This window comes from Burkholderia sp. YIM B11467 (genome assembly GCF_052952715.1).
In genome coordinates this window covers 1-24,437 of record NZ_JBQVSQ010000004.1, presented here as the reverse complement: position 1 = coordinate 24,437, position 24,437 = coordinate 1, and the positions used below count along the sequence as shown (strand labels likewise).

Below are 24,437 nucleotides of genomic sequence, written 5' to 3'. Positions count from 1 at the left end.
CGCCGCGCGCATCCCGTCCCTGCCTCTACCGGCACGAATAGTTCGCCGCATCCTTGATCGACCCCGAACCGTTGTACGTGGCCTTCGTCGGATACATGCACACCGGCTGGCTCGCGCTGCCGTCCGCCGACGTCAGCTTGATGCTTGCCGGTGCGTTCCCGTGCTCGACCCAGTCGACCAGCTTCGCATACAGGTCCTGCCGGTCGGCATTCGGCAGCGGCACCGTATTGGCCGTTTGCGCGGGGCCGGCCGTGCCGTTGACGCCGCCGTAACCGCTGCAATGCCCCATGCCGGGAACCAGGAACAGCCGGTCGAACTGCTGCACGGCCGGGATTCCGCCCATCCGGCTCGCCACGCGTTCGTAGTAGTTGATGCTGCCGGACGGCGTGATCAGCGGATCGGCGAGACCGTGGTAATGCAGCACCTTCGCGCCGGTCTTCACGAGCCCCGACAGATCTGGATTGTCGGTATTGATGTTGCCGAACGACGGCTGCAGCGCGATCCCCTGATCGTATGCGTTCGCAAGACCCGCATAGGTCAGGCCCTTCCACTTGTTCGCGCCGTTTCCGGTCGCATTCGTGAAGCTGGACCCTGCGATCGTCGGATCCTGCAGTTCCAGCGCAACCAGGTCGGTCGAGATGCTGAACGGCGACGATCCGGCCAGCGCGCCGGTAAGGGTCCCGCGCATCAGGCCGAACCACAGCTGATTGCTCGCCAGCGACGTTGCCGTGCCGATGTCGGCAGCCGGGCTCGGCACCGAACCGTCGCGCGTCATCCCGTACCAGGTCTTGTTCATCGACGTCGCTTGCGCGGCCGTCACGCACGCGGCCGTTGCATTCGTCCCCGTGACGGCGCCGATCTTCACGCCGGCGCACAGTACGTTCGCGTCCTGAGTCGGATCGTAGCGACACTGGGCCGGATCCATCAGATAACCCAGATGCTGGCCGCCGACCGAATCGCACGCGCTCACGGCCGCCCCCGACAGCAGCGTCTGTTGCGCGTCGGTCAGCGTCACGCCGCCCAGATCGTTTTGCGCGACGACCTGCGGATAGAGCTCGTTCGTAATGAACTTCGACCAATTGAACGCAGGCGCGCCGTTCAGATAGCCGTCGTAGTCGGACGGATTGTTCTGCACCTCGTTGTAGCCCTGCCGGCCGCCCGTCGAGCAGCCGTCCCAGTACGCATACTTCTGCGGCGTCGCATAGTACGCGGCGACCAGTGCCTTCGTCTTCAGCGCCAGCTCGTGCAGGCTACGCTGCGCGAAGTCGCCCCACAGCGTCGTGTTGACGGTCCCGTCCGGATTCATCGCAAACGAGCCGTTCGTGACGGCATGGCCGGTGTCCGTCGTGCCGACCACCGCGCCCTCGGCGGCCGCGATCGTCGCCGCGCCCGGCACGCCGCCGGCGCTGGCGATCTGCGTCGGGTCGTCATAGGCGCCGCCTTGCCAGCCGCCGCCGCCGAGATTGTGGATCCGGTGATTCCAGTTCGACGGCGTGGGCAGCCAGATTTCCATGCCGATGCCCGCCGACGTCGACGGCGCGCCCGCCGGCCCCGCATTGCCCGGGCCGACGTTCAGCTTGACGAGACACAGATCGCTGCCGGCAACCGGCGTCGCGGACGTGGCCGCCGATGCAGCGAGCACGAGCGGATCGCCAGCCTTGAACGCCTTCACGGCAATCACGGTGGTGTTCGCGTCCGGCGCGAAGCGCGCTTTCATCGTGTCGTTGCATGCCAGCGCAACGGATGTCGCGCCGCCGGACGCCGCCACGTCGTGATCGTTACAGCCTGACAGCGCCAGGCTTCCGAGCGCGGATGCGACAGCCACCACCCCCAAACGCCATCCACTGCGGCCGTCGTTGCCGCTGATCGTCGATTTCATATCGTCTCTCCGTCTTCTTTCGTGTTATTTGCATGCTTGAAAGCGAACCGGCGCGCACCGATTCGCTCCGTGGTCGTTCGAAGCGACTCGCTCAGAACATGTGCCGGATACCCGCCATCACACCGACCTGGTTTTGCCCCGGTGCGGGCGTCGTGCCGCCACCGCCGGCGCTGATCGTGAAGGCGGCGTGCGCGCTGTTGGCGAGGTACGCGCCCTGCAGATAAACGGCCGTCTGCTTCGACAGGAAGTAGGTGCCGCGCAACGCGCCGAGCGTCGCGCGTGCATCCTGGCCCGAGACGTTGACGTGATAGACGCCGCCATCGACCAGGAAAGCGGGCGTCACGTAGTAGTTCGCGGTGAGATAGAACAGGTTCGAGTGCACATTCGGGCCGCCCGACGAATCGGTGTCCACCCAGCGGCCGATCCAGCCGCCGCCGAACTTCACGCCGAACGCGTTGACGTAGCCGTTGACCTGCGCGCGGTCGTCCTTGTCGCCGCTCGACGTCAGCGGCATCGGCTTGACACCGTCGAAGAAGTTCGCGGCAGCGGTCGCGCCGCCGCCGCGCTGTTCCTCATACGACGCGGCCGCGCCAAACGACGTCGAATCGTATTTGAGCATCGCCGACCACAACCGGCACACGGTCATGTCGCCGGGCGTCGGGCCTGCGCACGTACCCTGCCCCGGCGAGTTTCCCGTCCCGGCCGAATCGCGGCCGAACGAGTACATCGCGCCGGCCGTCCATCCGCCGAACTTGCCGCGCCACGCAACGGCGTTATCGGCGCGGCCGTTCGGGATGTACGCGTCGAGGGACGGCAGCCCGTAGATGTTCGGGCCGAGCAGGTCGGAATCGAGCACCGCGTAATACGTCATCGTGTACTGACGGCCGAACGACAGCGTGCCGTACGGGCTGTCGATTCCGACCCAGCTTTGCCTGCCGAACAACCTGCCGCCCTGTCCCATCGTGCCGCTGCCGACATTGAAACCGCTCTCGAGCGCGAAGACGGCCTTGTAACCGCCGCCGAGATCCTCCGATCCGCGCAGCCCCCAGCGCGACGGCAGCTCGCCGGTGATCGAAGGCATGCGCACAATACCCTTCCCCTCGGCATTGGCGTGCGACACGTATTCGACGCCCGTATCGATCACGCCGTACAACGTCACGCTGCTTTGCGCAAAGCCTGCCGTCGTGAATCCGAGCAAAGCTCCGCCTACGAGATGCTGAAATCTCATTCCGTCTCCAAACGTTGATAGGGGTAATTCTCGTTTCTTCGGATAACTGATCAGCTATCCTGAATCGATGGATTTATTTCCGCTGATTCGACGCTACACCCGACGATGTACGGCGGGCGCGAAATGCGGGTTTCTTTCTGAAAATCGCGACCGGGCCGGAGCAACACGGCATGCGCGTCGAGCGTCGACGCTGCCGTTCGACTCGCCGCGGGCTTCCGGCCGATGGGGAATGTGATCGGGGGGTGTCTCCTTGTTGCATGATTCCGTTCGGGTTTGCAACCTGTTTGCGACGATAGTAGCGACCACCATTTCACCAGTCCAACACCGAATGGGTATCAGCTTATATCTGCGAGGTATGAACGGGTTGGTCGCCCATATTTGGTGCACGGATGGCGTGGCATGCCACATGAATCCATCTGCAAACCGAACTAATTTTCCTGTAAAAACCGGCCGCGCTCGTGTCGAACCTACCGTAGAATCAAGAAGGCCACCTCACGGCCACACAGCGGCCATCCAACGTGTGCGGCTTCGGCTACATCCCCCTCTTCCATTCGACGGCAAGGAACATGGAGCTACGCCATCTGCGCTATTTCGTTGCTGTCGCCGAAGAACGCAGCTTCACGCGCGCGGCACAAAGGCTGCACATCGCGCAGCCGCCGTTGAGCCGACAGATCCAGCAACTCGAACAGCTGCTCGGCGCAATGCTGTTCGAGCGCGAATCGCGTCCGCTGAAGCTCACCGAGACCGGCCGCTTCTTCCTCCAGCATGCGGTTCAGTTGCTGGCGCAAACGGCCGAGCTCGAATCGATGACGCGCCGCGTCGGCAAGATCGAACGCAGCCTGTCGGTCGGCTTCGTCGGTTCGACGCTGTACGGGATGCTGCCGAAAGTCATTCGCCGCTATCGCGAGCGGCATGCCGAGGTCGAACTGAGCCTGCACGAGATGTCGACGATGGACCAGATCAAGGCACTCAAGGAAGGCCGTATCGACGTGGGCTTCGGGCGCATTCGCCTCAACGATCCGAGCGTGCGCCGCGTCGTGCTGCGCGAGGAACCGATGATTGCGGCGCTGCCACTCGGCCACCGGCTATGCGCAGCGAATGCAGCGCTGTCGCTGCACGACCTGCTCAACGAAACGTTGATCGTGTTTCCGAAGGCACCGCGCCCGAGCTATGCGGATCAGGTACTCGCGGCGTTCCACGATCGCGCGCTCAAGCCGGCGCGCGTGCTGGAGACGCGGGAGTTGCAGGTCGCGCTCGGGCTCGTCGCGGCGGGCGAAGGCGTGTCGATCGTGCCGAAGAGCGTGTACGGGCTCAAACGCGACGACGTGTCATACCTGGATCTGGACGACGCCAGGCTCGTGTCGCCGATCATCATGAGCATGCGCATGCTCGACGAATCCGACGACATCGAACGCATGCTGCAGCTCATCTACGACCTGTACGACGAGCACGGGATGGCGTACCTGCCAGCGGCGGAACGCGCCGATCCGGCCTCGCGAAACTGAGCGGAAGCCGGACAGCCATGCATTCGCGCGATCATGCCTGCAACACCGCCACCGCCTTGATCTCGACGATATAACCGGGCGATCCGCCCAGCATGTGCGCGCCGACCGCCGTCCACGCCGGCTTCGGGTGCGCGGCGAGGTAACGGTCGCGCACCTGCATGAACAACGGCAGGTCGCGCATGTCGGTATGGAACGTCGTCAGGTCGACCACGTCGTTGAACGAGGCACCGGCGGCCTCCAGCACGCACCCGAGATTCTCGAACGCCTGCACGATCTGCGCTTCGCGGCCTTCGACGAGCTGCATCGCCGCGTCGCGGCCGATCTGTCCGGATACGTACAGCGTATCGCCGACCTTCAGGCCGGGCGCGTAGCCGATTTTCTCGTACACCGCTTCCATTCCCGCCGGAACGATGGCTTTGCGATCACGCATGGATGTCTCCGTGGCCGGCGTCTTCGCACCGGCCGATGGGTTGTCGATGAACAGCAGGCAGCTTCACGGCAAGTCGCTCAACCCGTATCGCCGCCCGCGACCGGCAGCACCGTGCCGGTGATGTAGCTCGCCTCGTCGGACGCGAGGAACAGGATCGGCGCGATCTGCTCGTCGAGGCTGCCGTAGCGCTTGAAGAACGTCGAATCGGTCACCTGTCGCACCGCTTCGCCCATCCACGCCTGTTCCTGCTCGCTGTCGCCGGCCGCATTGCGCGGCACGCGCCGCGGCGGCGCGCTGGTGCCGCCCGGCGCGGTCGCGACGACACGAATGTTGTGCTCCGCGTATTCCATCGCGAGCGCCTGCGTCAGCGCATTGACGCCGCCTTTCGCCGCCGAATACGGCACGCGGCGGATGCCGCGGGTCGCGTTCGACGAGATGTTGACGATCGTGCCGCCGCCGCGCGCGAGCAGGTGCGGCAGCACCGCGTGACAGGTATAGAGCGTCGGCATCAGCGAACGGCGGATTTCCGCGTCGATCTGCGCCGGCTCGAACTCGGCGAACGGGCGCATGCGAATCGCGCCGCCGACGCCGTTGATCAGGATGTCGATGCCGCCGAACCTCTGCACGGCACACGCGATTGCCGCGTGCGCACCGTCGTAGGTTTCGAGATCCGCGACGAATCCGGCCGTCTCGCCGTGCGGCGCTTCGGCGGCCACCTCGGCGACGAAATCCGCGCGATCGACGAACAGCACCTTGCCGCCTTCGGCCGCCGCGCGCAGCGCGACGCCGCGGCCGATACCCTGTGCCGCGCCGGTGACGACGACGACCTTGCCGGAGAATCGTTGCATGGTCATGCCGCCTTTGCCGTGACGTTGAGGGTGAACTTCTCGTAGTGGAAGCTGTTGGGCTTCACGCCTTCTTCGTCGAAGTACTTGCGCACCGCATCGACCATCGGCGGCGGCCCGCACAGATACACGTCGACGTCGCCGTCGTTCAGCGCATCGGCCGGAATATGCTGCGTGACCCAGCCCTTGCGCGGGTGGCTCGATGCCGCGTCCGCGATGACCGTCGCAAAGCTGAAGTTCGGCAATTTCGCCGCGTAGGCTTCGATCGCGTCGACCAGCACGAGATCGAGATCGCGCGTCACGCCGTAGATCAGGTGCACCTTCTGCTGCGAACCGGTACGCGCCAGCACCTCGAGCATCGACAGGAACGGCGCGAGGCCCGTGCCGCCGGCGAGCAACAGCAGCGGGCGCTGCACGTCGCGCAGGTAGAAGCTGCCGAGCGGCCCGTGCAGTTCCAGCGTGTCGCCGGGCTGCGCCGATTCGAGCCACGTGCTCATCACGCCGCCGGGAATCTTCTTGATCAGGAAGCTGACCTTCGCGTCCGCCGGCGCCGACGAGAACGAATAGGAACGGTGCTGGCCGCTCGCGGGCACGTCAATGTTCACGTACTGGCCCGGCAGGAACACGGGCGCGGCCGCGCCGACGTCGAGTTCGAGCACGACGGCCGCATCGTTGTGCTGCTCGACCTTCGTCACGGTCGCGGCAAAGCCGCTTTGCCCGGTCTTGCAGGCGACCGACGACGTCGGCACCGCGATCACGCAATCGCTTTGCGGCACCATCTGGCACGTCAGCACGAGGCCGCCGTCTTTTTCGTCTTCGGTGAGCGCGTCGTCGATGTAGTCGTCGCCGAGATCGTAGGCGCCGCTTTCGGCGCGGCACTTGCAGGTGCCGCACACGCCGTCGGAACAGTCCATCGGCAGGTTGATCTTCGCGCGGAAGGCCGCGTCGAGGACTTTCTCGCCGGCCTTGCAGTCGATGAAGCGGGTCACCCCGTCCTCGAAATTCAGTGCAATCTTGTAGCTGGACATGGCATCACCTCCACTTCCTTTCATGACAAAACAACGGGCGTCAGACATGGTAGACGTCGAGCACCTGCCGGATGTAGTCGTTCTTCAGCACGATCTTCTTGTGCGAAATCAGCAGCGCGTCGCCCGCCTTGCGCAACGTGACGAACATCGTGCCGAAGAAGTGGTCGGTCACGCGGTAACGATGGTTCAGCGTGTGGAAGTTGTAGCGCACGTCCACTTCGTTCTCGCGCTCGGCCAGCACCTCGACGTTCGTCACGTTGTGACTGGTGCGCGGCTCGGGTGTCGACGCGCCGCTGCGCTCGGTCTTGATGCGGAACACGCGATCCTCGAGGCCGCCGCGATCCGGGTAATACATCAGCGAGATCTGGCTCTGATGGTCGTCGGTCGGCCGATCGTCGTCGTCCCACGCGGGCATCCAGTACGTGACGTCTTCCGTGTAGCACGTCAGCCACTCGTCCCACTGCCGATCGTCGAGCAGACGCGCTTCGCGATACAGCGTCGCGCACACAGTCCGGTAATCGAAGTTCATGCCGCCACCTCCCCGCGTTCCTTCTTCAGCGCATCGCGCATCACATGCATCCAGTGTTCGTGCTGGCACACGAACAGCCCTTCGTCCTCGCTGCGCTCGCCCGAAATGCGCGGGTTCAGCCCCATCTTCCGGGCGTTCTCGTCCGGGCCGTCGACCCACAGCGGCGCACCGCGCGACATGTCGTTCCACATCGCCGTGATGCCCGCATAGCCAGCCTGGCATGCGCGAAACTCTTCCAGGTCGTCGGCGGTGCCCATGCCCGTCACGTTGAAGAAATCCTCGTACTGGCGAATGCGCACCGTGCGGTCGGCGTCGCTCTCGCCCTTCGGCGCGAAGCAGAAGATCGTGACTTCGGTCTTGTCGACACCGAGCGGCCGCACGACACGAATCTGCGTGCTGAACTGGTCCATCAGGAACACGTTCGGGTACACGCACAGGTTGCGCGTCTGGTTGACGATGAAATCGGCCTGCACGTCGCCGACGCGCGCCTTGATCTCGTCGCGATGCTGGTACACCGGCCGCACTTCCGGATTCATCGTCTGCGTCCACAGCAGGATGTGGCCGTTGTCGAAGCCGTACACGCCCGCGACCGACTTGCTCCAGCTGTTCGCGTCGACGGCCTTGGTGCCGTCTTCCTTGCGCCGGCCCATCGTCGCCGCGTAGTTCCAGTGCACGGTGCTGACGTGGTAGCCGTCGCAGCCGTTCTCCATCTGCATCTTCCAGTTGCCTTCGTAGATGTAGGACGAGTTGCCGCGCAGCACTTCGAGCCCGTTCGGCGCCTGGTCGACGATCTGGTCGATGATCACGCGCGCTTCGCCGAGGTGGTCCTCGAGCGGCAGCACGTCGGCGCTGAGGCTGCCGAACAGGAAGCCGCGATAGTTCTGGAAGCGCGCGACCTTCTTCAGGTCGTGCGACCCGTTCGTGTTGAACTGCACCGGATACTCGGTCGTCTTCTCGTCCTTCACCTTCAGCAGCTTGCCGGTGTTCGAGAACGTCCAGCCGTGGAACGGGCACGTGAAGCTGCCCTTGTTGCCGTGCTTGCGGCGGCACAGCATCGCCCCCTTGTGGGCACACGCATTGATGACCGCATGCAGCTCGCCGGTCTTGTCGCGCGTGACGACCACCGGCTGACGGCCGATCCACGTCGTGTAGTAGTCGTTGTTGTCCGGAATCTGGCTTTCGTGCGCCAGATACACCCAGTTGCTCTCGAAGATGTGCTTCATCTCGAGCTCGTACAGTTCCGGGTTCGTGAAGATGTCGCGGCGGCAGCGGAATACGCCGGCTTCCTTGTCGTCCTGCACGGCAGTAGCGAGCAGGTGATCCAGTTCGTTGGCTTGGTCGATCGTGGCGGACATGTTGGCTCCTCCCATGCGCGTGCCGCGTCCTGCAAGCACGCTCGCATCGGTATCGGTTGAATCTCGCGGGAACCCGGCCGGCGGCGGCGCATCCGCGCCGCGCCGGTGGGCGGTTACGCCGTCGCGGCAGCGCGCAGGCGGTGGACGATCTGGTTGTCCTTGCCCTGCACCAGCGGCGTCAGCACGAAGTTGAACTCGATGTCCTGGTACGCATCGGCCTTCATGCCGAGCGCCGTGCCGCCGGTCTTGTCGACCACCGGCGGGATCAGTTCCTCGCGCGTCGCATACGCGAAGTCATCCCAGATCAGCGGATCGCCGTCGATGTTGAACTGCGTCGTCAGCTTGCGGTGATCGTTGCTGTCGACGAAGAAGTGCACGTGCGCCGGGCGGTTGCCGTGGCGGCCGAGGCCGTTCAGCAACTGCTGCGTCGCGCCTTGCGGCGGGCAGCCGTAGCCGACCGGCATCAGCGTGCGGAATTCGTACTTGCCGTCCGCGCCCGTCTTCACCGCGCCGCGCAGGTTGAATTCGGTCTGCGCGCCGGTCGGGTCGAAGTGCGAATAGAAGCCTTTCGAGTTCGCGTGCCAGCATTCGACCAGCGCGCCGGCCACCGGCTTGCCGTCGAGGCCAGTCACCGTGCCGTGGATCACGAGCGGGCCCGCGCCTTCGTCCGCGTCGAGGTCGATCTTCGACACGCCGTCGCGTACCGGTGCGCCTGCCACATACAGCGGCCCTTCGATCGTGCGCGGCGTGCCGCCGTCGAGGCCGACGGCCTTGTCCTCGGCGTCCATCCGGATGTCGAGATACTTCTCGAGGCCGAGGCCGGCAGCGAGCAGCGCCGCTTCGCCGTCCTGGCCGAGCTTGTTCAGGTAGTTGACGCCGGCCCACACCTCGTCGGGCGTGATGTCGAGATCGTCGATCGCCTTGAACAGGTCGCCGAGCAGCCGCTGCACGACCTGCCGGGTGCGCGCGTTGCCGCCGTTCCCGCCTGCATTCGACGCGGCCTTCAGCAGGTCCTGCACTTCGTTGGTCTCGAAAACTTTGACGCTCATGATGGTGTCTCCACGTAGTTATGGGGGAATGGCGGGGCTTGCCTGGCTCGCGCTACCGGACGACTTTCGTCAGCCCGTCGCGGGTAAAGCGCCTGACCTTGTCCTCGTCGAGTTCGATACCGAGACCGGGGCCGTCCGGCACGGTCAATTCGAATTCGCTGTAGTCCAGCGGCTGCGTCAGGATCTCTTCGGTGATCAGCAGCGGCCCGAACAGCTCGGTGCCCCACTGCAGATTCGCGAAACTCGCGAACAGGTGCGCGGAGGCGACCGTGCTGAACGCGCCTTCGAGCATCGTGCCGCCGTACAGCTCGATGCCAGCCGCATCCGCGATCGCGGCCACGCGCTGCGCGGCGAAGAGCCCGCCGCTCTGTTCGATCTTGATCGCGAACACGTCCGCGCCGTGCTGCTTCGCGATGTCGAACGCGCTGTCGGGGCCCTGCAGGATTTCATCGGCCATCAGCGCGACCGGGAAGCGGCGCATCAGGCGCGCCAGGGCCGCGGCGGACGCGACCGGTTGTTCGACCAGTTCGCAGCCGGCATCGGCCAGCGCGGGAATCGCCCGTGCGGCCTGCGTTTCGCTCCACGCCATGTTCACGTCGACGCGCACCGATGCGCGGTCGCCGACGGCTTTCTTGATCTCGGCCACGTGCCGGATATCCGCGGCCAGCGCCTTCGCACCGATCTTCAGCTTGAACACGTTGTGGCGGCGCTGATCGAGCATCCGCTCGGCTTCGGCGATGTCGGTCGCCGTGTCGCCCGAAGCGAGTGTCCATGCGACCGGCAGGCGGTCGCGTCGGCGGCCGCCGAGCAGTTCGCTGACCGGCACGCCAAGCCGCTTGCCGTGCGCGTCGAGCAGCGCGGTTTCGAGCGCGCTCTTCACGAAGTGGTTGACCTTCGCGAGCTTGCCGAGGAACGCCATCAGTGTCTGGATGCGCGTCGCGTCGTGGCCGACGATCGCCGGTGCGAGGTACGCGTCGATCGCGAGCTTCATCGCCTCGGGGCTTTCCGGGCCGTACGCCATGCCGGCGATCGTGGTGCCTTCGCCGATACCCGTCACGCCGTCGCTGCAGAACACCTTCACCAGCATCAGCGTCTGGCCGTGCATCGTGGCGACCGACAGCTTGTGCGGACGGATCGTCGGCAGATCGACGAGGCGGGTTTCAATGCGTTCGATGGTGACGGAGGACATGGGGCACGCCGTGGAGATGAAGTTCTTGAGGCGATTTATACGTCCCGGTCAAACGGAGCGTCCAATACTTTTGGGCGGCCATTTCAATACCTGAGAGGTATTGAAATGACGAGGGAATCGCCAAATATCGCTGACCACCATACCCGCCGTGACAGGCAATACGGTCTGCAAGCCATGCTGGATCAGGGGGAGCGGCAACCCGGGATGCGGCCCGCCGGAGGGCCGGAACGGAGGCGGCCGCCGTGCCGGCCGGGGCATGAAAACGCCGCTGCGCCGAGCCGCATCAGGGTTTTCCTGATGGATCGCCACGGTTCTCGACCAGATTGGCGGCGCGCGCGATCGTCAGCGACGGCGGAAAGCGACACGGGCTGGCCCCACGATCGCATCCCGTCGCGATCGACTGGCCACGCGTTCCGGCAGATCACGCGTCACGCTGCGCCGCCGGCGCCCGGGTAACCGGCCAGCCGGCCTTCCACCCCATAGCCGTCGTTCGGTACCGGCAATCGCCCGAGCACCCGTTCGACGTGCAGCGCGACCGCGATGAGTTCGCGATCGGTGCCGGCCGCACCATCCAGCGCAAGGCCGACCGGCAGACCGGCCGCCGTCAGGCCCGCCGGCACGGTCATGCCCGGTACCCCTGCGTTGCTGCCCGGTTCGGTATTCCTGGTGTAGGTGCGGAACACCGGAACGGTCTCGCCGTTGAGGATCATCGTGTCGCCCGACGGGATCGGGCAGGCGGTCGCGATCGTGGTCGGAAAGGCCAGCGCATCGGCACCGCTGTCGGCGAGGCACTGCCGATACGCGGCGCGCGACCGCGTACGCCGGTCGAGCGCGGTGCGGTAAGCCTTTTCGCCGATGCCGGCGGGGCCGGTGATATGCCGGGCAATCCTCGCGACGTCCGGGCTCCCCACGTTCGCGACGATGTCGTCGACCGACAGGTCGTAGCCGTTCTCGACCAGATACGCCTGCATCGACGTACGGAATTCGTACATCGCGATCACGGCCGGCTCGTCGTCGAAGAACCCCGGGTACGCATTCAGGTCGATGTCGACGCACTCGAATCCCGCCTGCTCCAGCTTCGCCACCGCGGCATGCGCCACCGCGTCGACATCCGGCGCGATGCCGCGCCAGAACGTCGTGCGCGGAATCGCAAGACGCATGGGACGCGCCATGCTGCGGGTCGGGGTCGACATCGACGCGGCGTCGCCGGCCAGGATCGCGTCGAGCAGCGCGATGTCCTCCACCGACCGGGCAATCGGGCCGACGGTGTCGCGCGTGCGGGAAATCGGCGCGACGCCGCCCTGCGGGTAACGCCCCACCGTGGGCCGAAAGCCGACCGCGCCGCACAGCGCCGCCGGAATGCGGACCGAACCACCGGTGTCCGTGCCGAGCGCGGCGGGTACCACGCCCGCGCCGACCAGCGCGCCCGAGCCGCTGCTGCTGCCGCCCGGGATCCGGTCGAAATCGTACGGGTTGCGCACCGCGCCCGTCACGCGGTTGTTGCCGGACACGCCGAACGCGAGTTCGTGCAGGTTCGCCTTGCCCGCGATCAGCGCGCCGTGGGCCAGCAGCCGCGCGACGACCGGCGCATGCTGCGGCGGCACGCGGTTGTGCAGCGCCAGCGTGCCGTTGCCGGTCGGCAGGCATGCGGTGTCGATGTTGTCCTTGATCGCGATCGGCAGGCCGAGCAGCACGCGCGGATTAGACGACGTCGCGAGGTCGTGGTCGCAGCGGGCGGCTTCGGCCAGCAGCCGCGCATCGTCGACGCACGTGAAACCGTTCAGGTAACGCCAGCGCGCGTGCCGCTCGATGAAGGCATACGCGTATTCGACACAGGAAAACTCCCGGCGCAGGATCGCGTGCCGGGCTTCGGTGAGCGTCAGGGAACCCAGGGGGGTCATGGTCGGCATGCCTCGTAACAGGGGATCGTCACAAGGTAGGGCGCGCGGATTTTGACGCCCATCATCACAATGGATGACCCCGGGTCGCCCGCCGCGCGACCGGTCACGCCATCGCGACCGCCAGGCTCGCCCGGTTGGCGACACCCTTCTTCGCCATCACGCGCCGCAGATGCGTGCGGACCGTCGACAGCCCGATCCCGAGCGTGCGCGCGACGTCCTTGTCGGTGTAGCCGGCGGCGACGAGCCGCGCGACGTCGCTCTCGCGTTCGGTCAGCCCGGTGCACGCATGGCGCCGCCTCAGCAGCGCGCGCCGGAAAAACGGCTCGATGCCGTTCAGCAGCAGCTTGTCGCGCTCCGTGAAGTCGGGCCGCCCTTGCGCGCGCCAGATGCGCAGGTCGCCGACGTGCGTGTCGCCGTCGAATGCATAGACGTTGATCCCGTGGTGCATGCCGTCGCGGCTCAGGAAATCGTTGTAGAACGCGGTGCGCTCCAGATCGCGGCGGCTCATCACCTCGTCGACGCAGGTCGCCACGCAGCGCGCACGCAGTTGCGGCGTGACCGGGTCGATATGCTGGAACCACGCTTCATACCGTGCGATCTGCGACGGATCGAGGTTGTACGAGAAGCCGTTGCGCCAGAGCCCGGTTTGCCCGTCGCAATCGAACGATGCGGCGAAATCCGCGCGGATCAACTGCGTGATCGCGGGCAGCACGACGGTCCTCACATCGACGAGCGGCCCCAGCGCTTCCAGGTGGGCAACGATGTCGCCGAACAGCCGGAGTTCCTCCGGCGTGATATCGGACACGGACAGGTTCATGATGGATTCTCCGCAAGCCGGTGGCGAACGCCTGCACCGAAAGCGTCGACGGGCGCTTCCGCGACGAAGGCCTGAACGCGCCCGGGTTCGTCTGAATGCGCGATGTTACGCGGCCGATCGAGGCATCGCGTATCGGATACGACACCGGGCCGCTGCATCGTCGCGCAGGTGTGAAGGCACTGTCAGCGGCCGGCCGCCGCGACCGACGCCTGCCATTGCGCGGCCACGCCCGCGAAATCCTTCACCTTGAACGCGGAGCCGTCCTGGACGTGGACCCAGCCCAGCGTCCGCTCGGCCAGCGGCTTGTCGTGGTCGTCCGTCGCGATCTTGACGATCGCGTGCGCACGGATATGCACGAGACCATCCGGATAGTCGGACGACGGGTTCGCCAGCGTCACCGTCACGAACGGGCCGAGATCCTGCAGCAGCTGCGCGGCCGGCGGGTTGTCGGCCATCAGCAATGCGCCGCCCTTCACGCGGTCGTCGATGCGAATGGCCGTACTGCCCGGTCGCCGCTGCGCGGCGGTCGGCCGCGACATCCACAGCACGTGGTCCGGGTTGAGAAAGACCGCATCGGGGTCTCCCATCGCGTCGCGGGTTTCAATCCGGGGTATCGGCATGCAGGGTCTCCAGTCGGACATCGGGCACCGCTCGCGGGTGCGGCGGTGCCATGATGATGCCGCAATATAGCGGCTTTTCGCATGTCGCCCGGCGCATGGCGCGACCACCCGTGGCCGGGTAGCCGCGCCACGCACACGTTACTGCTTCGCCGGCGCGCCGATGCCGTCGATATCGGGCGCCCAGCCCGTCGGGTTGGAGAACTTCAGCGTGTTGGCGCTTCCCTTCTTGAACGTGCCCGTCACCGTCAGCGTCGACACGCTCCCCCACCCGCCCGTCGACGGGAACGACACGGAGACGGGCGCCGCACCGTCGAAACTGAGCTGCGCGCTGCGCGGCGTCGAATCGCCGTTCACGTAAGCGATCACGACGCTGTATGTGCCGTCCGACGCAACCGAAATGCCGTTGATCGTCAGCGTCCCGTTGCTGGTGCCGTCGCCGTTCCCGATATAACCGACGTCCTGTCCGCCCGAGCACGCGCCGCAAGACGACACGCGCGTCGCACCGCCGAGCGTATTGCCGGCCGCCTCGGCCTCATACGCCATCGGCGGCGGCGGCGGCACTTTCACCGGCCCGGCCACCACCGCGACCGACGTGACCTCGGGTGCCGGCGTCGTGCTGTCGAGGCTCGACAAGGTCAGCGTGTTCTGCCCGGACACGAGGTTCGCGAACACCGTCACCGTGCCGACGGCATTGCCCGTGGGCGGAAACGCGAGCGTCGTGCCGTTTCCGCCGTTCGCGCCGAGGCGAGCCTTGACGGTTTCCGTTCCGGTGTTCTGGTACGCGATCTGGATGTAGCCGCCCACCGTTTGCGAGGTCACGTTGTTGAACGTCACCATGCCGAGCCCGGTGACCTTCTTGCCGCTCGCGCAAGCGGCGCAGTCCGTATACGTCGCGCCACCCGACAACGTACTCGGCAGGAACGTCGTCGACGGAAGGTCCGTGCCGCCCAGCACCAGCATCACGGTGCCGCCGGCGGGCACGCCCGCGACCGTATAGGAACCGGTGGCCGCGCCGAGATCCTTGTGTGCCCAGATATCGCGGACGGTGGCCGAGGTCCCTGCGGCGAAACCCAGTTGCTGCCACGTGACGGTCATGTCGCTTGCCGCCGACCCGTTGTTGAACAGCAGGACGGCGCGTTTTCCTGCACCGGCCAGCAGCTTCGCCCAGACCTGCTGCCCGTTGGCATCCGCGACCTTCAATCCCTGCAGGCCGAGCATGTCCTGGTCGATCGCGATCAGCTCGGGATTGGTGAGCAGGCTCACCGTATCGCTCGCGAGTGTCTGCGACAGGTCGTTCCCGAGTATCATCGGCGCGCCGGCAATGGCCCACAGATTCACATGCGCGAGGTCGTTCGCCGCCGTCATGCCCATGCCGGCCACCATCATGTCCGGATCGTTGTAGTAACCGGTGTGCTGGCCTTCGGGATGATAGTTGCCGTTGAAATTGCCGAGCACGGAGCCGAACTTCGGAACCCCGCTCCCCGGCCCGTAGATATCGCCCGTCGTCCGCCACGACGTCGCGATGCCCGCGCCCCAATCCCAGGGCCCCAGGTTGTAGTCCGGATATCCGCTGCCGCCGAGCGTGCCCCAGTCGCACATGTTCAGCACGAGAAGCTTTCCGGTGGCGGCATAGGCTTTCTGGATCGCCTGCGATATCGCCGTATAGGCTTGCTGGGGATCGTATCCGGCCACCCTGCCGCCGCACCAGTCGACCTTGACGAAGTCATAGCCCCATTGCGCGAACTGCAGGAAATCGTGGTCGTAGTGCGCGTAATCGCTGCCGACGAAATGCGTGCCGTTCGTGTTTCCGCAGCCCTGCGGACCCGAGTCGATATAGATGCCGGCCTTCAACCCCTTGCCGTGAATGTAGTCGGCCATCGCCTTCATCCCGCCCGGCCACTGGTTGGTGGGGTTGCCGTTCATGTCGACGTTGATGATGAAGTTGCCGTTGGCATCGCGTTTCCTGGACGTCCACCAGCCTTCGTCGATATTCACATACTGGTACTTGTTGCCCGTCGCGAGGTTCGCGTTCAGCGCGGCCAGCCCGTCGGCCTGGGCCTTGATCGTATTGAAACTGACGTTCTCCTCGAGGCTGTTCCACGACGACCAGCCCATCGGAGGCGGATTCACCGCGATCTGCTGCATGGCCGTCGGCGCCGTGGTTCCGCTGCCGCCAGCCGTCGATGTCGTGCCGGTAGTGGAGGTCGTACTGGTTGCCGAGGTACTTGTTCCCGGCGATGAACCGACATCGTCTCCGCCGCATGCGGACAAACCTGTCGCCGCTGCAACGAAGCACATCATCAATATTCCTAAATGATTTCTGCCCTTCATCTTCGTCTCCCGATCGTTGTGAATGACGCACGTCGGCCCGCTTCGCACGCGTACGCAGATTAATGACGTTCCTTTCCCCGTTTCAATCTTTGCAGCATGCGGTCAAATACTGGGAGATGAAGGTTTTTCGGATCGGGAATATTTTATCGTTAATAATTTAAATAATTGATAGGGAAAACCCAATCTTTGAATATATGGCCGACCAAATGGAAATAATCCGGGCGGCTATTGCGGGTTTATGGCGAAACCGGAGATTCACCCTGCTTCGCAGCGACTATCCCCGCCACGTTGCCTGCGCCAGCTTCGCTACCAGTTCGTCGTACACCACCCGGATGCGACGGGGCATCGGGCCACGCCGCGGTCGATAGACGTGCAGCTTCCACGGTTCGGGTTCGAGGTTGGACAGCAAGCGCACCAGACGCCCCTTGTTGATGTACGGCCGGACGAGATATTCCGAGCACTGGGCGAATCCCAACCCCGCGCACACGGCGTCGACCTCCGCCTCGGTGTCGTCCGTCAGATAGGCCGGCGACGCGGGTTTGAATTGTTGCTCCCCGCGAAAAATCCATGGCCATGCCCGGCCGCTCGCGCGGTCGATCAGGCACGTTACCGGCATCGCTTCTAGTGCCTTCAGGCTTTTCGGCTCACCCAGCCGTTTGATCAGCGACGGCGCGCCCACGACCCACATCGGCAACGGCCCGACCATCCGCGCGACAAAGCGGTTATCGCCGATCGCCCCGACCCGCACGCCGATGTCGATCTGTTCGTCGACCACCAGCGAAGGCACATCCGACAGCCTCAGGTCCGGCACGAGACCCGGGTACCGCTGCATCAGATCGGTCAGGATCGGCTGGACGTAATGGCGCCCCATGCCTGACGGGGCCGTCACCCTGACGACGCCGACCGGTTCATCGACCTGACCGTTCGCGGCCCCGAACAACCCGTCGACGGCGGAAAGCGCCGCCTGCGCTTCAAGTGCGAACGACTGCCCGAAGGCGGTAATCCGGATACTGCGGGTCGTCCGATGGAACAGGGTTTCGCCCAGCATCTCTTCCAGCTCGCGCACCGCACGCGTGACGACCTGCGGCGACACGCCGAGACGCGTCGCCGCCTCGCGGAATGTCGGCGCCGCGGCGGCCGCGGCAAAGATCTTCAGGATGTCGAGTCGGTTGAGCATGAGTCTCCCCGTTGACGCTCGTGAAGAAGCGATTTTATTCCTGAAGCAGGAATTCTGAATGCGTCATTGTTCCATTTTTTTATGGCCGGCGAACAACCACACTGTGCTTCAGACGTCGTTTCGACGTGAATGGTCAACCCCTCTGGAGCATCTCATCATGAACGCAAGCACCCAACCGACTCAACTTGACGGCCGCATCGCCCTGATAACGGGCGCCAGTTCCGGCATTGGCCGCGCATCCGCGATCGAACTCGCACGGCGCGGCGCGAAGGTCGTCGTCTCGGCACGGCGCAAGACGGAACTGGATCAGCTGGTCGAAGCCATCTCGGCCGCCGGCGGCGAAGCCAAGGCATTCGCCGCGGACGTCGCGAACGAAGACGATCTCCGCAAGCCCTTCGCGTTCACGGCATCGACTTACGGACGCCTCGACATCGCGTTCAACAATGCCGGCACGGAAGGAGTGTTCGCGCCGCTGCTCGAGCAGGATGCCGAACGGTTCGACATGGTGTTCGAACCGAACGTGCGCGGCGTGTTCAATTCGATGAAGTACGCGGCCGAAATCATGCTGCGCCAGGGTTCGGGCAGCATCATCAACAACGCGTCGATGGGCGGGCTCATCGGCTTCGAGAATGCGTCGGTCTATATCGCGAGCAAACACGCGGTGATCGGGATGACGAAGACCGCTTCGATCGAGTGGTTCAAGCGAGGCATCCGCGTCAACGCACTGTGCCCCGGGCTGATCGAAACGCCGTTCCATCACCGCGGCATCTGGCCGTCGGACGATGCACAACAGGCCTTTGCCGCGGCGACGCCGGCCGGACGGTGGGGGTCCGCCGAGGAAATGGCGACGATCGTCGCGTTCCTCGCGTCGGACGATTCCAGCTATGTGTCGGGGCATGCGCTCGTGGCCGACGGCGGTTATTCGATTGCATGACGTGTCAGGCGCGACGTCGGGCCCCTGCCGCCGACGTCGCACCCGGGAACCGGGCGTCGGTTACGCGACCGCCCGTTTCGCGTGAAGACGCAACGCGAGCCACGCGATCCCGACCGCGACCGCGCCGACCACGCCACCGAAGGTGCCGACCCACGGCAGCCCGAAGCCGCTCGCGATATGGTTGCCGAGCAGCGCGCCGGCGCCGATGCCGACGTTGTAGAGGCCCGAGAAGATCGACACGGCCAGGTCCGTTGCCTCAGGCGCCAGCTTCAGCACCCACGCCTGCATCGCGAGACCGAAGCAGACGATCGCGCCACCCCAGACCAGCGTATGCACGGACAGCGTGACGATGTTCAGCGCGCACGGGAACAGGATCAGCAGGCATCCCGACAAAGCGACGATCGACGCCAGCAGAAACTTGTCCGGCTCGTGCGGATAGATGCGATTGAAGCAGATCGCGGCCGGCATGCCGGCAATGCCGAACAGGATCAGCACATACGTGATCCGGCTGCTGCTCGCGTGGTTGACGCTCTGGACGAACGGCTCGATGTACGTGTACGACGTGAAATGCGCGGACACGACGAGCACCGTAATCGCGTAGAGCGACACCAGCGCCGGCTTGCGCAGGAAGACGCCGACGCTGCTGAGCGATCCGGCGCCCTGGCTCGGGAGTTGCGGCAGCGTCGCGCGCAACAGCAGAAGCGCAACGCCTGCCGCGCCCGCGATGATCAGGAACGTGACACGCCAGCCGAACGCCTCGCCGATCACGCGCCCGAGCGGAATGCCGGCGACCATCGCGATCGACGTGCCCATCGCCAGCATGCTGAGCGCGCGGCTTTTCCGGTCGCTCGGCGCGAGCCGCACGGCCAGCGGGACGGAAATCGACCAGAACACCGCATGCGCGCATGCGATGCCCAACCGGCCGACCATCAGCACCGCAAAATTCCACGCGACGCCGGTGACGAGGTGGCTGCCGATGAACACCAGCAGCGCCCCGATCAGCAGCTTGCGGCGCTCGACGTGACGCGTCACCAGCGTCAGCGGCAGGGACACGACGGCGACGGCCCACGCGTAGATCGTCAGCATCAGGCCGACGTCGGTCGGCTGCATGTGCAGACTGTCGCCGATCGCGCTGAGCAGCGCGACGGGTACGAACTCGGTGGTATTGAAGATGAAGGCAGTCAGTGCCAGGGCCACTACGCCCCACCACGAATGCTCGGAACTGATGGCGTCCGGTGTTGCCATACCTGGGATCGACGAGGGTTGGGGGTGCGTACGGCACGGAAAGCCCGGCCCGGCGCATCGCCCGCGATTGTACCAGCGGCGCATGACTCGTCACGGCGCGGCGCGGCCACGGGACATCGCCATGACATGGCCATGCGCCGATAATGTGTCGACGGGATTTTCACGGACGGTTCGTTCGAACCCAATCAGGCCAGGAGATTCACATGCGCATTGAAACGTCTTTTCTGTTCGATCTCGACGGCACGCTCGTCGACAGCGTCTATCAGCACGTGCTCGCGTGGAAGGAAGCGCTCGATGCCGAGGGCATCGAATTGTCGGTGTGGCGCATCCACCGCAAGATCGGGATGAGCGGCGGCCTCTTCCTGAACCAGCTGCTGCGCGAAACGGCGGGCGACATCGACGCCGAGCGCGTCGAACGGCTCGCCCGGCTGCATGCGGCCGCGTACCAGCGGCTGCGCGCGCAGGTTCGGCCGCTGCCGGGCGCGCGCGAACTGCTGGCCGCGCTGTCGAGCGCGGGCATCCGCTGGGCGATCGCCACCAGCGGGCGGATGGAAACGGCCTCCGTCAATCTCGAGGCGCTCGGCGTCGATCCGGCGAAGAACGTCGTGGTCACGCGCGATCAGGTCAAGTACGCGAAGCCTGACCCCGACCTGTTCCTGACCGCGGCCGCGCAACTGAACGTGCCGATCGAACACACGGTCGTGGTCGGCGACAGTATCTGGGACATGCTCGCCGCCAGCCGCTGCCGCGCGCTCGGCGTCGGGCTGCTGTCGGGCGGATACGGCAGCGATGAACTGGAGCGTGCGGGCGCGCTGCGCGTGTACGACGATCCGGCGGATCTGCTGTGGCATCTCGACGAGATTGCGGCGCGACCCTGAACTGAGCGGTCGCCGGAATCGCGTTCGCGGGCTCGACGCCGAGCCCGCCACGCCGCGTCAAGACGCCTGACAACACCATCACCAGCTATACCCATACCCGGCACCGTAAGTCTTGTTGTTGCCCGACATGCCGATACCCAGCTTCAGAATGCCGTTGGTCGACACATGCGCGCTCGCGCCGAACGCCATGCCCGATTCGCCGGCAAAGCGCGCGACACCAACGGCGAAGTTGATCGTCTTGCCGGGTTCGACCTGCGGCATCATGGTCAGCGCCGTCGCCGCGGCAATGCCCTGCCTTGCCATCTGGTCGGTCTGCTGCAGTTGCGAACCGAGCGTGTTGATCTGCGCCTGCTGGCCCGACAGCGCCGTCGACAACGTCGACTGCACCGCATTGAGCTGGTTCACGTTGACCGCGTCGGTGCCCTGCGTACCCGGCGCGACGTTGATGATCTGACGCTGCTGCGTATCGCTGCCGACCGACACCACGTTCTGGCGGCCGCCATCCGTCGAATTCGCGCCGATCGCCACCGAGTTCGAGCCGGCAGTGACGGTCGGCTTGTCGGAGCCGGTACCGCTCATGTCAGCGGCGACGCCGGCGGCGTTCGTCGTATTCGTCGTCATTAACGTGGACAGCTGATTCAACTGGTTGTTGATGTTCGTCACGCCGGTCGACAGCGACGCCACGTTGTTGTTCGTCGTGCTCAGGCCGGTGGACAGGGAGCCTATGCCGGCCGCCGTCGACGTCGACAGCGCGTTGATCGCGGTCGACGTCGATGTGGACAGCGAGGACACGTTGCTGTTGGTCGAACTCAGGCCCGTCGACAGCGAGTTGATACCGGTCGACAGCGATGCGACGTTCGTTGCGGTCGACGTCGACAGGTTGTTGACCGCCTGGTTCGTCGCGTTCAACTGGCTGCCGTTGATCGCGTCCGTGCTGGTGGCCGAGACCTGGCCGGCAGCGACGTTCGTGATCTGACGTTCCGCGCCCGGTGCACCGACGCTCAGGACGCCCACCGGATTGGCGCCGACGACCGGGAACGTGACGCCGCCGACCGTGACGCTCGACACCGCAACCGCGTTGCCGGTGACCGAGTTCGCGCCGAGCGCGATCGAGTTGGCGACGTTCGCGGTGGCGTTCGAACCGAACGCGAGCGCGTTGGTGGCGCTGGCCGTGGCGCCCGAGCCGTAGGCCTGCGCGCCGATGGCGCTGGCCGTGGCCTGGTTGCCGAGTGCGATCGTGTTGTCCGCGGTGGCCTGGCTCGAGCTGCCGAATGCCAGCGCGCTGTTGCCGGCTGCCGTGCTCGCGTTGCCGAGCGCCACTGCGCCGGTGCCGGTCGCCGTGTCGTTTGCACCCATCGCGACTGCGCCGGTGCCCGTCGCGACGCTCGGGTCGCCGATCGCGACCGCGCCATCGCCGCTCGCGGTGTTGCCGGAGCCGATCGACACGGCCTTGCCGCCTGTTGCCGAAGCGCTTTGACCGATCGCGACCGAGCCGTTCGATTGCGCGTTCGAGCCGTTGCCGACCGCGACGCTGCTTGCGCCCGCCGCGGTGGCGCCGACGCCGGCGGCCAGCGAGTAGAGGCCGGTCGCGGCGCTGTTGGCGTAGTTCGCCGATGGCGTACCGCCGTCGTTGACGCTGAAATAATGCGTTTTCGCGGCTTCGATCGCGGTTGAGGTCGACGTCGACAGCGAAGTCATCGAACTGTTGGTCGAACTGAGGCCCGTGGACAGCGAGCCGATGCCGGTCGACGTCGAGGTGGACAGCGACAGGATCGTGCTGTTCGTGCTGCTCAGGCCGGTGGACAGCGAGCTGATGCCCGTCGACGTTGACGTGGACAGCGAAGAGATCGAGCTGTTGGCCGATGACAAACCGGTCGATGTCGAGGTCGACAGGGACGACACCGAGCTGTTGGTCGAGCTCAGGCCGGTCGATAGCGAGCTGATGCCCGTTGAAGTCGACGTGGACAGCGAGGAGATCGAGCTGTTGGCCGACGACAAGCCGGTCGACGTCGAAGTCGACAGCGACGACACCGCGCTATTAGTCGAGCTCAGGCCGGTCGACAGCGAGCTGATGCCCGTCGAAGTCGACGTGGACAGCGAGGAAATCGAGCTGTTGGCCGACGACAAACCGGTCGACGTCGAGGTCGACAACGACGACACCGTGCTATTAGTCGAGCTCAGACCGGTCGACAGCGAGCTGATGCCCGTCGAGGTCGACGTGGACAGCGAAGAGATCGAGCTGTTGGCCGACGACAAACCGGTCGACGTCGAAGTCGACAGCGACGACACCGAGCTATTAGTCGAACTCAGACCGGTCGACAGCGAGCTGATGCCCGTCGAAGTCGACGTGGACAGCGAAGAGATCGAGCTGTTGGCCGACGACAAACCGGTCGACGTCGAAGTCGACAGCGACGACACCGAGCTATTAGTCGAACTCAGACCGGTCGACAGCGAGCTGATGCCCGTCGAAGTCGACGTGGACAGCGAAGAAATCGAGCTGGTGGCCGACGACAAGCCGGTCGAGGTCGAAGTCGACAGCGACGACACCGAGCTGTTCGCGGACGAGAGACCCGTCGAGGTCGACGTGGACAACGAAGAAATCGAGCTGTTCGCCGACGACAGGCCGGTCGACGTCGAGGTCGACAGCGACGACACCGAGCTATTAGTCGAGCTCAGGCCGGTCGACAGCGAGCTGATGCCCGTCGAAGTCGACGTAGACAACGAAGAGATCGAGCTATTCGCCGACGACAGGCCCGTCGATGTCGAAGTCGACAGCGACGACACCGTGCTATCGGTCGAGCTCAGGCCGGTAGAAAGCGAACTAATCCCCGTCGAAGTCGACGTGGACAGCGAAGAGATCGAGCTGTTGGCCGACGACAAACCGGTCGACGTCGAAGTCGACAGCGACGACACCGAGCTATTAGTCGAGCTCAGACCGGTCGACAGCGAGCTGATGCCCGTCGAAGTCGACGTGGACAACGAAGAGATCGAGCTGTTCGCCGACGACAAACCGGTCGACGTCGAAGTCGACAGCGACGACACCGAGCTATCGGTCGAACTCAGGCCGGTCGACAGCGAGCTGATGCCCGTCGAAGTCGACGTAGACAACGAAGAGATCGAGCTGTTAGCCGACGACAAGCCGGTCGACGTCGAGGTCGACAGCGACGACACCGTGCTGTCGGTCGAGCTCAAGCCGGTCGACAGCGAGCTGATGCCCGTCGAAGTCGATGTGGACAGCGAGGAGATCGAGCTGTTCGCGGACGAAAGCCCCGTCGAGGTCGACGTGGACAGCGAAGAGATCGAGCTATTCGCCGACGACAGACCGGTCGACGTCGAAGTCGACAGCGACGACACCGTGCTATCAGTCGAGCTCAGGCCGGTCGACAGCGAGCTGATGCCTGTCGAGGTCGACGTGGACAGCGAAGAAATCGAGCTGTTGGCCGACGACAAGCCGGTCGACGTCGACGTCGACAGCGACGACACCGAGCTATTAGTCG

The 24,437-nt window shown here is 65.3% G+C and carries 20 protein-coding genes; 4 read left to right on the top strand and 16 right to left on the bottom strand.

Features of this window, described 5'->3' with window-relative positions; translation table 11 throughout:
• Nucleotides 1–25: 25 nt before the first annotated feature.
• Nucleotides 26–1,879 (bottom strand): tannase/feruloyl esterase family alpha/beta hydrolase, encoded by a 1,854-nt coding sequence (locus ACTRWB_RS15580; protein WP_446902391.1) that lies wholly within the window; start codon nt 1,877–1,879, stop codon nt 26–28.
• Between the two features lie 91 nt (nt 1,880–1,970).
• On the bottom strand, nt 1,971–3,107 hold the full coding sequence (locus ACTRWB_RS15575) for a porin (RefSeq protein ID WP_343492077.1): 1,137 nt from the start codon (nt 3,105–3,107) through the stop codon (nt 1,971–1,973).
• A 566-nt stretch (nt 3,108–3,673) separates the two neighbouring features.
• Between ACTRWB_RS15575 and ACTRWB_RS15570 the strand changes: the two genes are divergently transcribed.
• A complete protein-coding gene (locus ACTRWB_RS15570; protein ID WP_343492078.1) occupies nt 3,674–4,612 on the top strand; it encodes a LysR family transcriptional regulator in 939 nt (312 codons plus the stop codon).
• A 31-nt stretch (nt 4,613–4,643) separates the two neighbouring features.
• Here the strand turns inward: ACTRWB_RS15570 and ACTRWB_RS15565 are convergent, their stop codons facing one another.
• The 11 genes from ACTRWB_RS15565 to ACTRWB_RS15515 all read right to left on the bottom strand — a co-directional run bounded on the left by ACTRWB_RS15565 (nt 4,644) and on the right by ACTRWB_RS15515 (nt 16,505).
• A complete protein-coding gene (locus tag ACTRWB_RS15565; protein ID WP_446902390.1) occupies nt 4,644–5,042 on the bottom strand; it encodes a RidA family protein in 399 nt (132 codons plus the stop codon).
• A 77-nt stretch (nt 5,043–5,119) separates the two neighbouring features.
• On the bottom strand, nt 5,120–5,896 hold the full coding sequence (benD, locus tag ACTRWB_RS15560) for a benzoate diol dehydrogenase BenD (protein WP_412025709.1): 777 nt from the start codon (nt 5,894–5,896) through the stop codon (nt 5,120–5,122).
• Complete coding sequence (benC, locus tag ACTRWB_RS15555) at nt 5,893–6,915, bottom strand: benzoate 1,2-dioxygenase electron transfer component BenC (protein ID WP_446902389.1); 1,023 nt, start codon at nt 6,913–6,915, stop codon at nt 5,893–5,895. Before benC ends, benD begins: the two co-directional genes overlap by 4 nt.
• Before the next feature lie 40 nt (nt 6,916–6,955).
• On the bottom strand, nt 6,956–7,444 hold the full coding sequence (benB, locus tag ACTRWB_RS15550; protein WP_129517986.1) for a benzoate 1,2-dioxygenase small subunit: 489 nt from the start codon (nt 7,442–7,444) through the stop codon (nt 6,956–6,958).
• The gene (locus ACTRWB_RS15545; RefSeq protein WP_446902388.1) at nt 7,441–8,799 is read right to left on the bottom strand and encodes a Rieske 2Fe-2S domain-containing protein; all 1,359 of its coding nucleotides are present in this window, start codon (nt 8,797–8,799) and stop codon (nt 7,441–7,443) included. The genes benB and ACTRWB_RS15545 overlap by 4 nt, the downstream gene beginning before the upstream one ends.
• Before the next feature lie 113 nt (nt 8,800–8,912).
• Nucleotides 8,913–9,848: a catechol 1,2-dioxygenase gene (gene catA, locus ACTRWB_RS15540; RefSeq protein WP_446902387.1), complete on the bottom strand. Its 936-nt coding sequence runs from the start codon at nt 9,846–9,848 to the stop codon at nt 8,913–8,915.
• 52 nt (nt 9,849–9,900) lie between these two features.
• Nucleotides 9,901–11,037 carry a muconate/chloromuconate family cycloisomerase gene (locus ACTRWB_RS15535; protein WP_446902386.1) on the bottom strand — a complete coding sequence of 379 codons (1,137 nt, stop codon included), beginning with the start codon at nt 11,035–11,037 and terminating at the stop codon, nt 9,901–9,903.
• A gap of 428 nt (nt 11,038–11,465) precedes the next feature.
• Nucleotides 11,466–12,938 (bottom strand): indoleacetamide hydrolase, encoded by a 1,473-nt coding sequence (gene iaaH, locus ACTRWB_RS15530; protein WP_446902385.1) that lies wholly within the window; start codon nt 12,936–12,938, stop codon nt 11,466–11,468.
• A gap of 103 nt (nt 12,939–13,041) precedes the next feature.
• Entirely contained in the window at nt 13,042–13,755 is a 714-nt protein-coding gene (locus ACTRWB_RS15525) for a helix-turn-helix transcriptional regulator (RefSeq protein ID WP_446902384.1), read from the bottom strand.
• Between the two features lie 182 nt (nt 13,756–13,937).
• Nucleotides 13,938–14,375: a hypothetical protein gene (locus ACTRWB_RS15520; RefSeq protein WP_446902383.1), complete on the bottom strand. Its 438-nt coding sequence runs from the start codon at nt 14,373–14,375 to the stop codon at nt 13,938–13,940.
• 138 nt (nt 14,376–14,513) lie between these two features.
• Entirely contained in the window at nt 14,514–16,505 is a 1,992-nt protein-coding gene (locus tag ACTRWB_RS15515) for an alpha-galactosidase (RefSeq protein ID WP_446902382.1), read from the bottom strand.
• Between the two features lie 13 nt (nt 16,506–16,518).
• Between ACTRWB_RS15515 and ACTRWB_RS15510 the strand changes: the two genes are divergently transcribed.
• Nucleotides 16,519–16,692, top strand: a complete 174-nt coding sequence (locus ACTRWB_RS15510) for a hypothetical protein (RefSeq protein ID WP_446902381.1) — start codon at nt 16,519–16,521, stop codon at nt 16,690–16,692.
• Nucleotides 16,693–16,980: 288 nt separating this feature from the next.
• Here the strand turns inward: ACTRWB_RS15510 and ACTRWB_RS15505 are convergent, their stop codons facing one another.
• Nucleotides 16,981–17,883 (bottom strand): LysR substrate-binding domain-containing protein, encoded by a 903-nt coding sequence (locus ACTRWB_RS15505; protein ID WP_446902380.1) that lies wholly within the window; start codon nt 17,881–17,883, stop codon nt 16,981–16,983.
• 157 nt (nt 17,884–18,040) lie between these two features.
• Between ACTRWB_RS15505 and ACTRWB_RS15500 the strand changes: the two genes are divergently transcribed.
• Nucleotides 18,041–18,817 (top strand): SDR family NAD(P)-dependent oxidoreductase, encoded by a 777-nt coding sequence (locus ACTRWB_RS15500; protein ID WP_446902379.1) that lies wholly within the window; start codon nt 18,041–18,043, stop codon nt 18,815–18,817.
• Between the two features lie 60 nt (nt 18,818–18,877).
• On the opposite strand, the gene ACTRWB_RS15495 is transcribed toward ACTRWB_RS15500, so the two are convergent.
• Complete coding sequence (locus ACTRWB_RS15495; RefSeq protein WP_446902378.1) at nt 18,878–20,062, bottom strand: sugar transporter; 1,185 nt, start codon at nt 20,060–20,062, stop codon at nt 18,878–18,880.
• A 203-nt stretch (nt 20,063–20,265) separates the two neighbouring features.
• Between ACTRWB_RS15495 and ACTRWB_RS15490 the strand changes: the two genes are divergently transcribed.
• On the top strand, nt 20,266–20,940 hold the full coding sequence (locus ACTRWB_RS15490; protein ID WP_193102873.1) for an HAD family hydrolase: 675 nt from the start codon (nt 20,266–20,268) through the stop codon (nt 20,938–20,940).
• Between the two features lie 78 nt (nt 20,941–21,018).
• On the opposite strand, the gene ACTRWB_RS15485 is transcribed toward ACTRWB_RS15490, so the two are convergent.
• The coding region (locus ACTRWB_RS15485) for a YadA family autotransporter adhesin (protein WP_446902754.1) at nt 21,019–24,437 on the bottom strand (3,419 nt) is incomplete at its 5' end.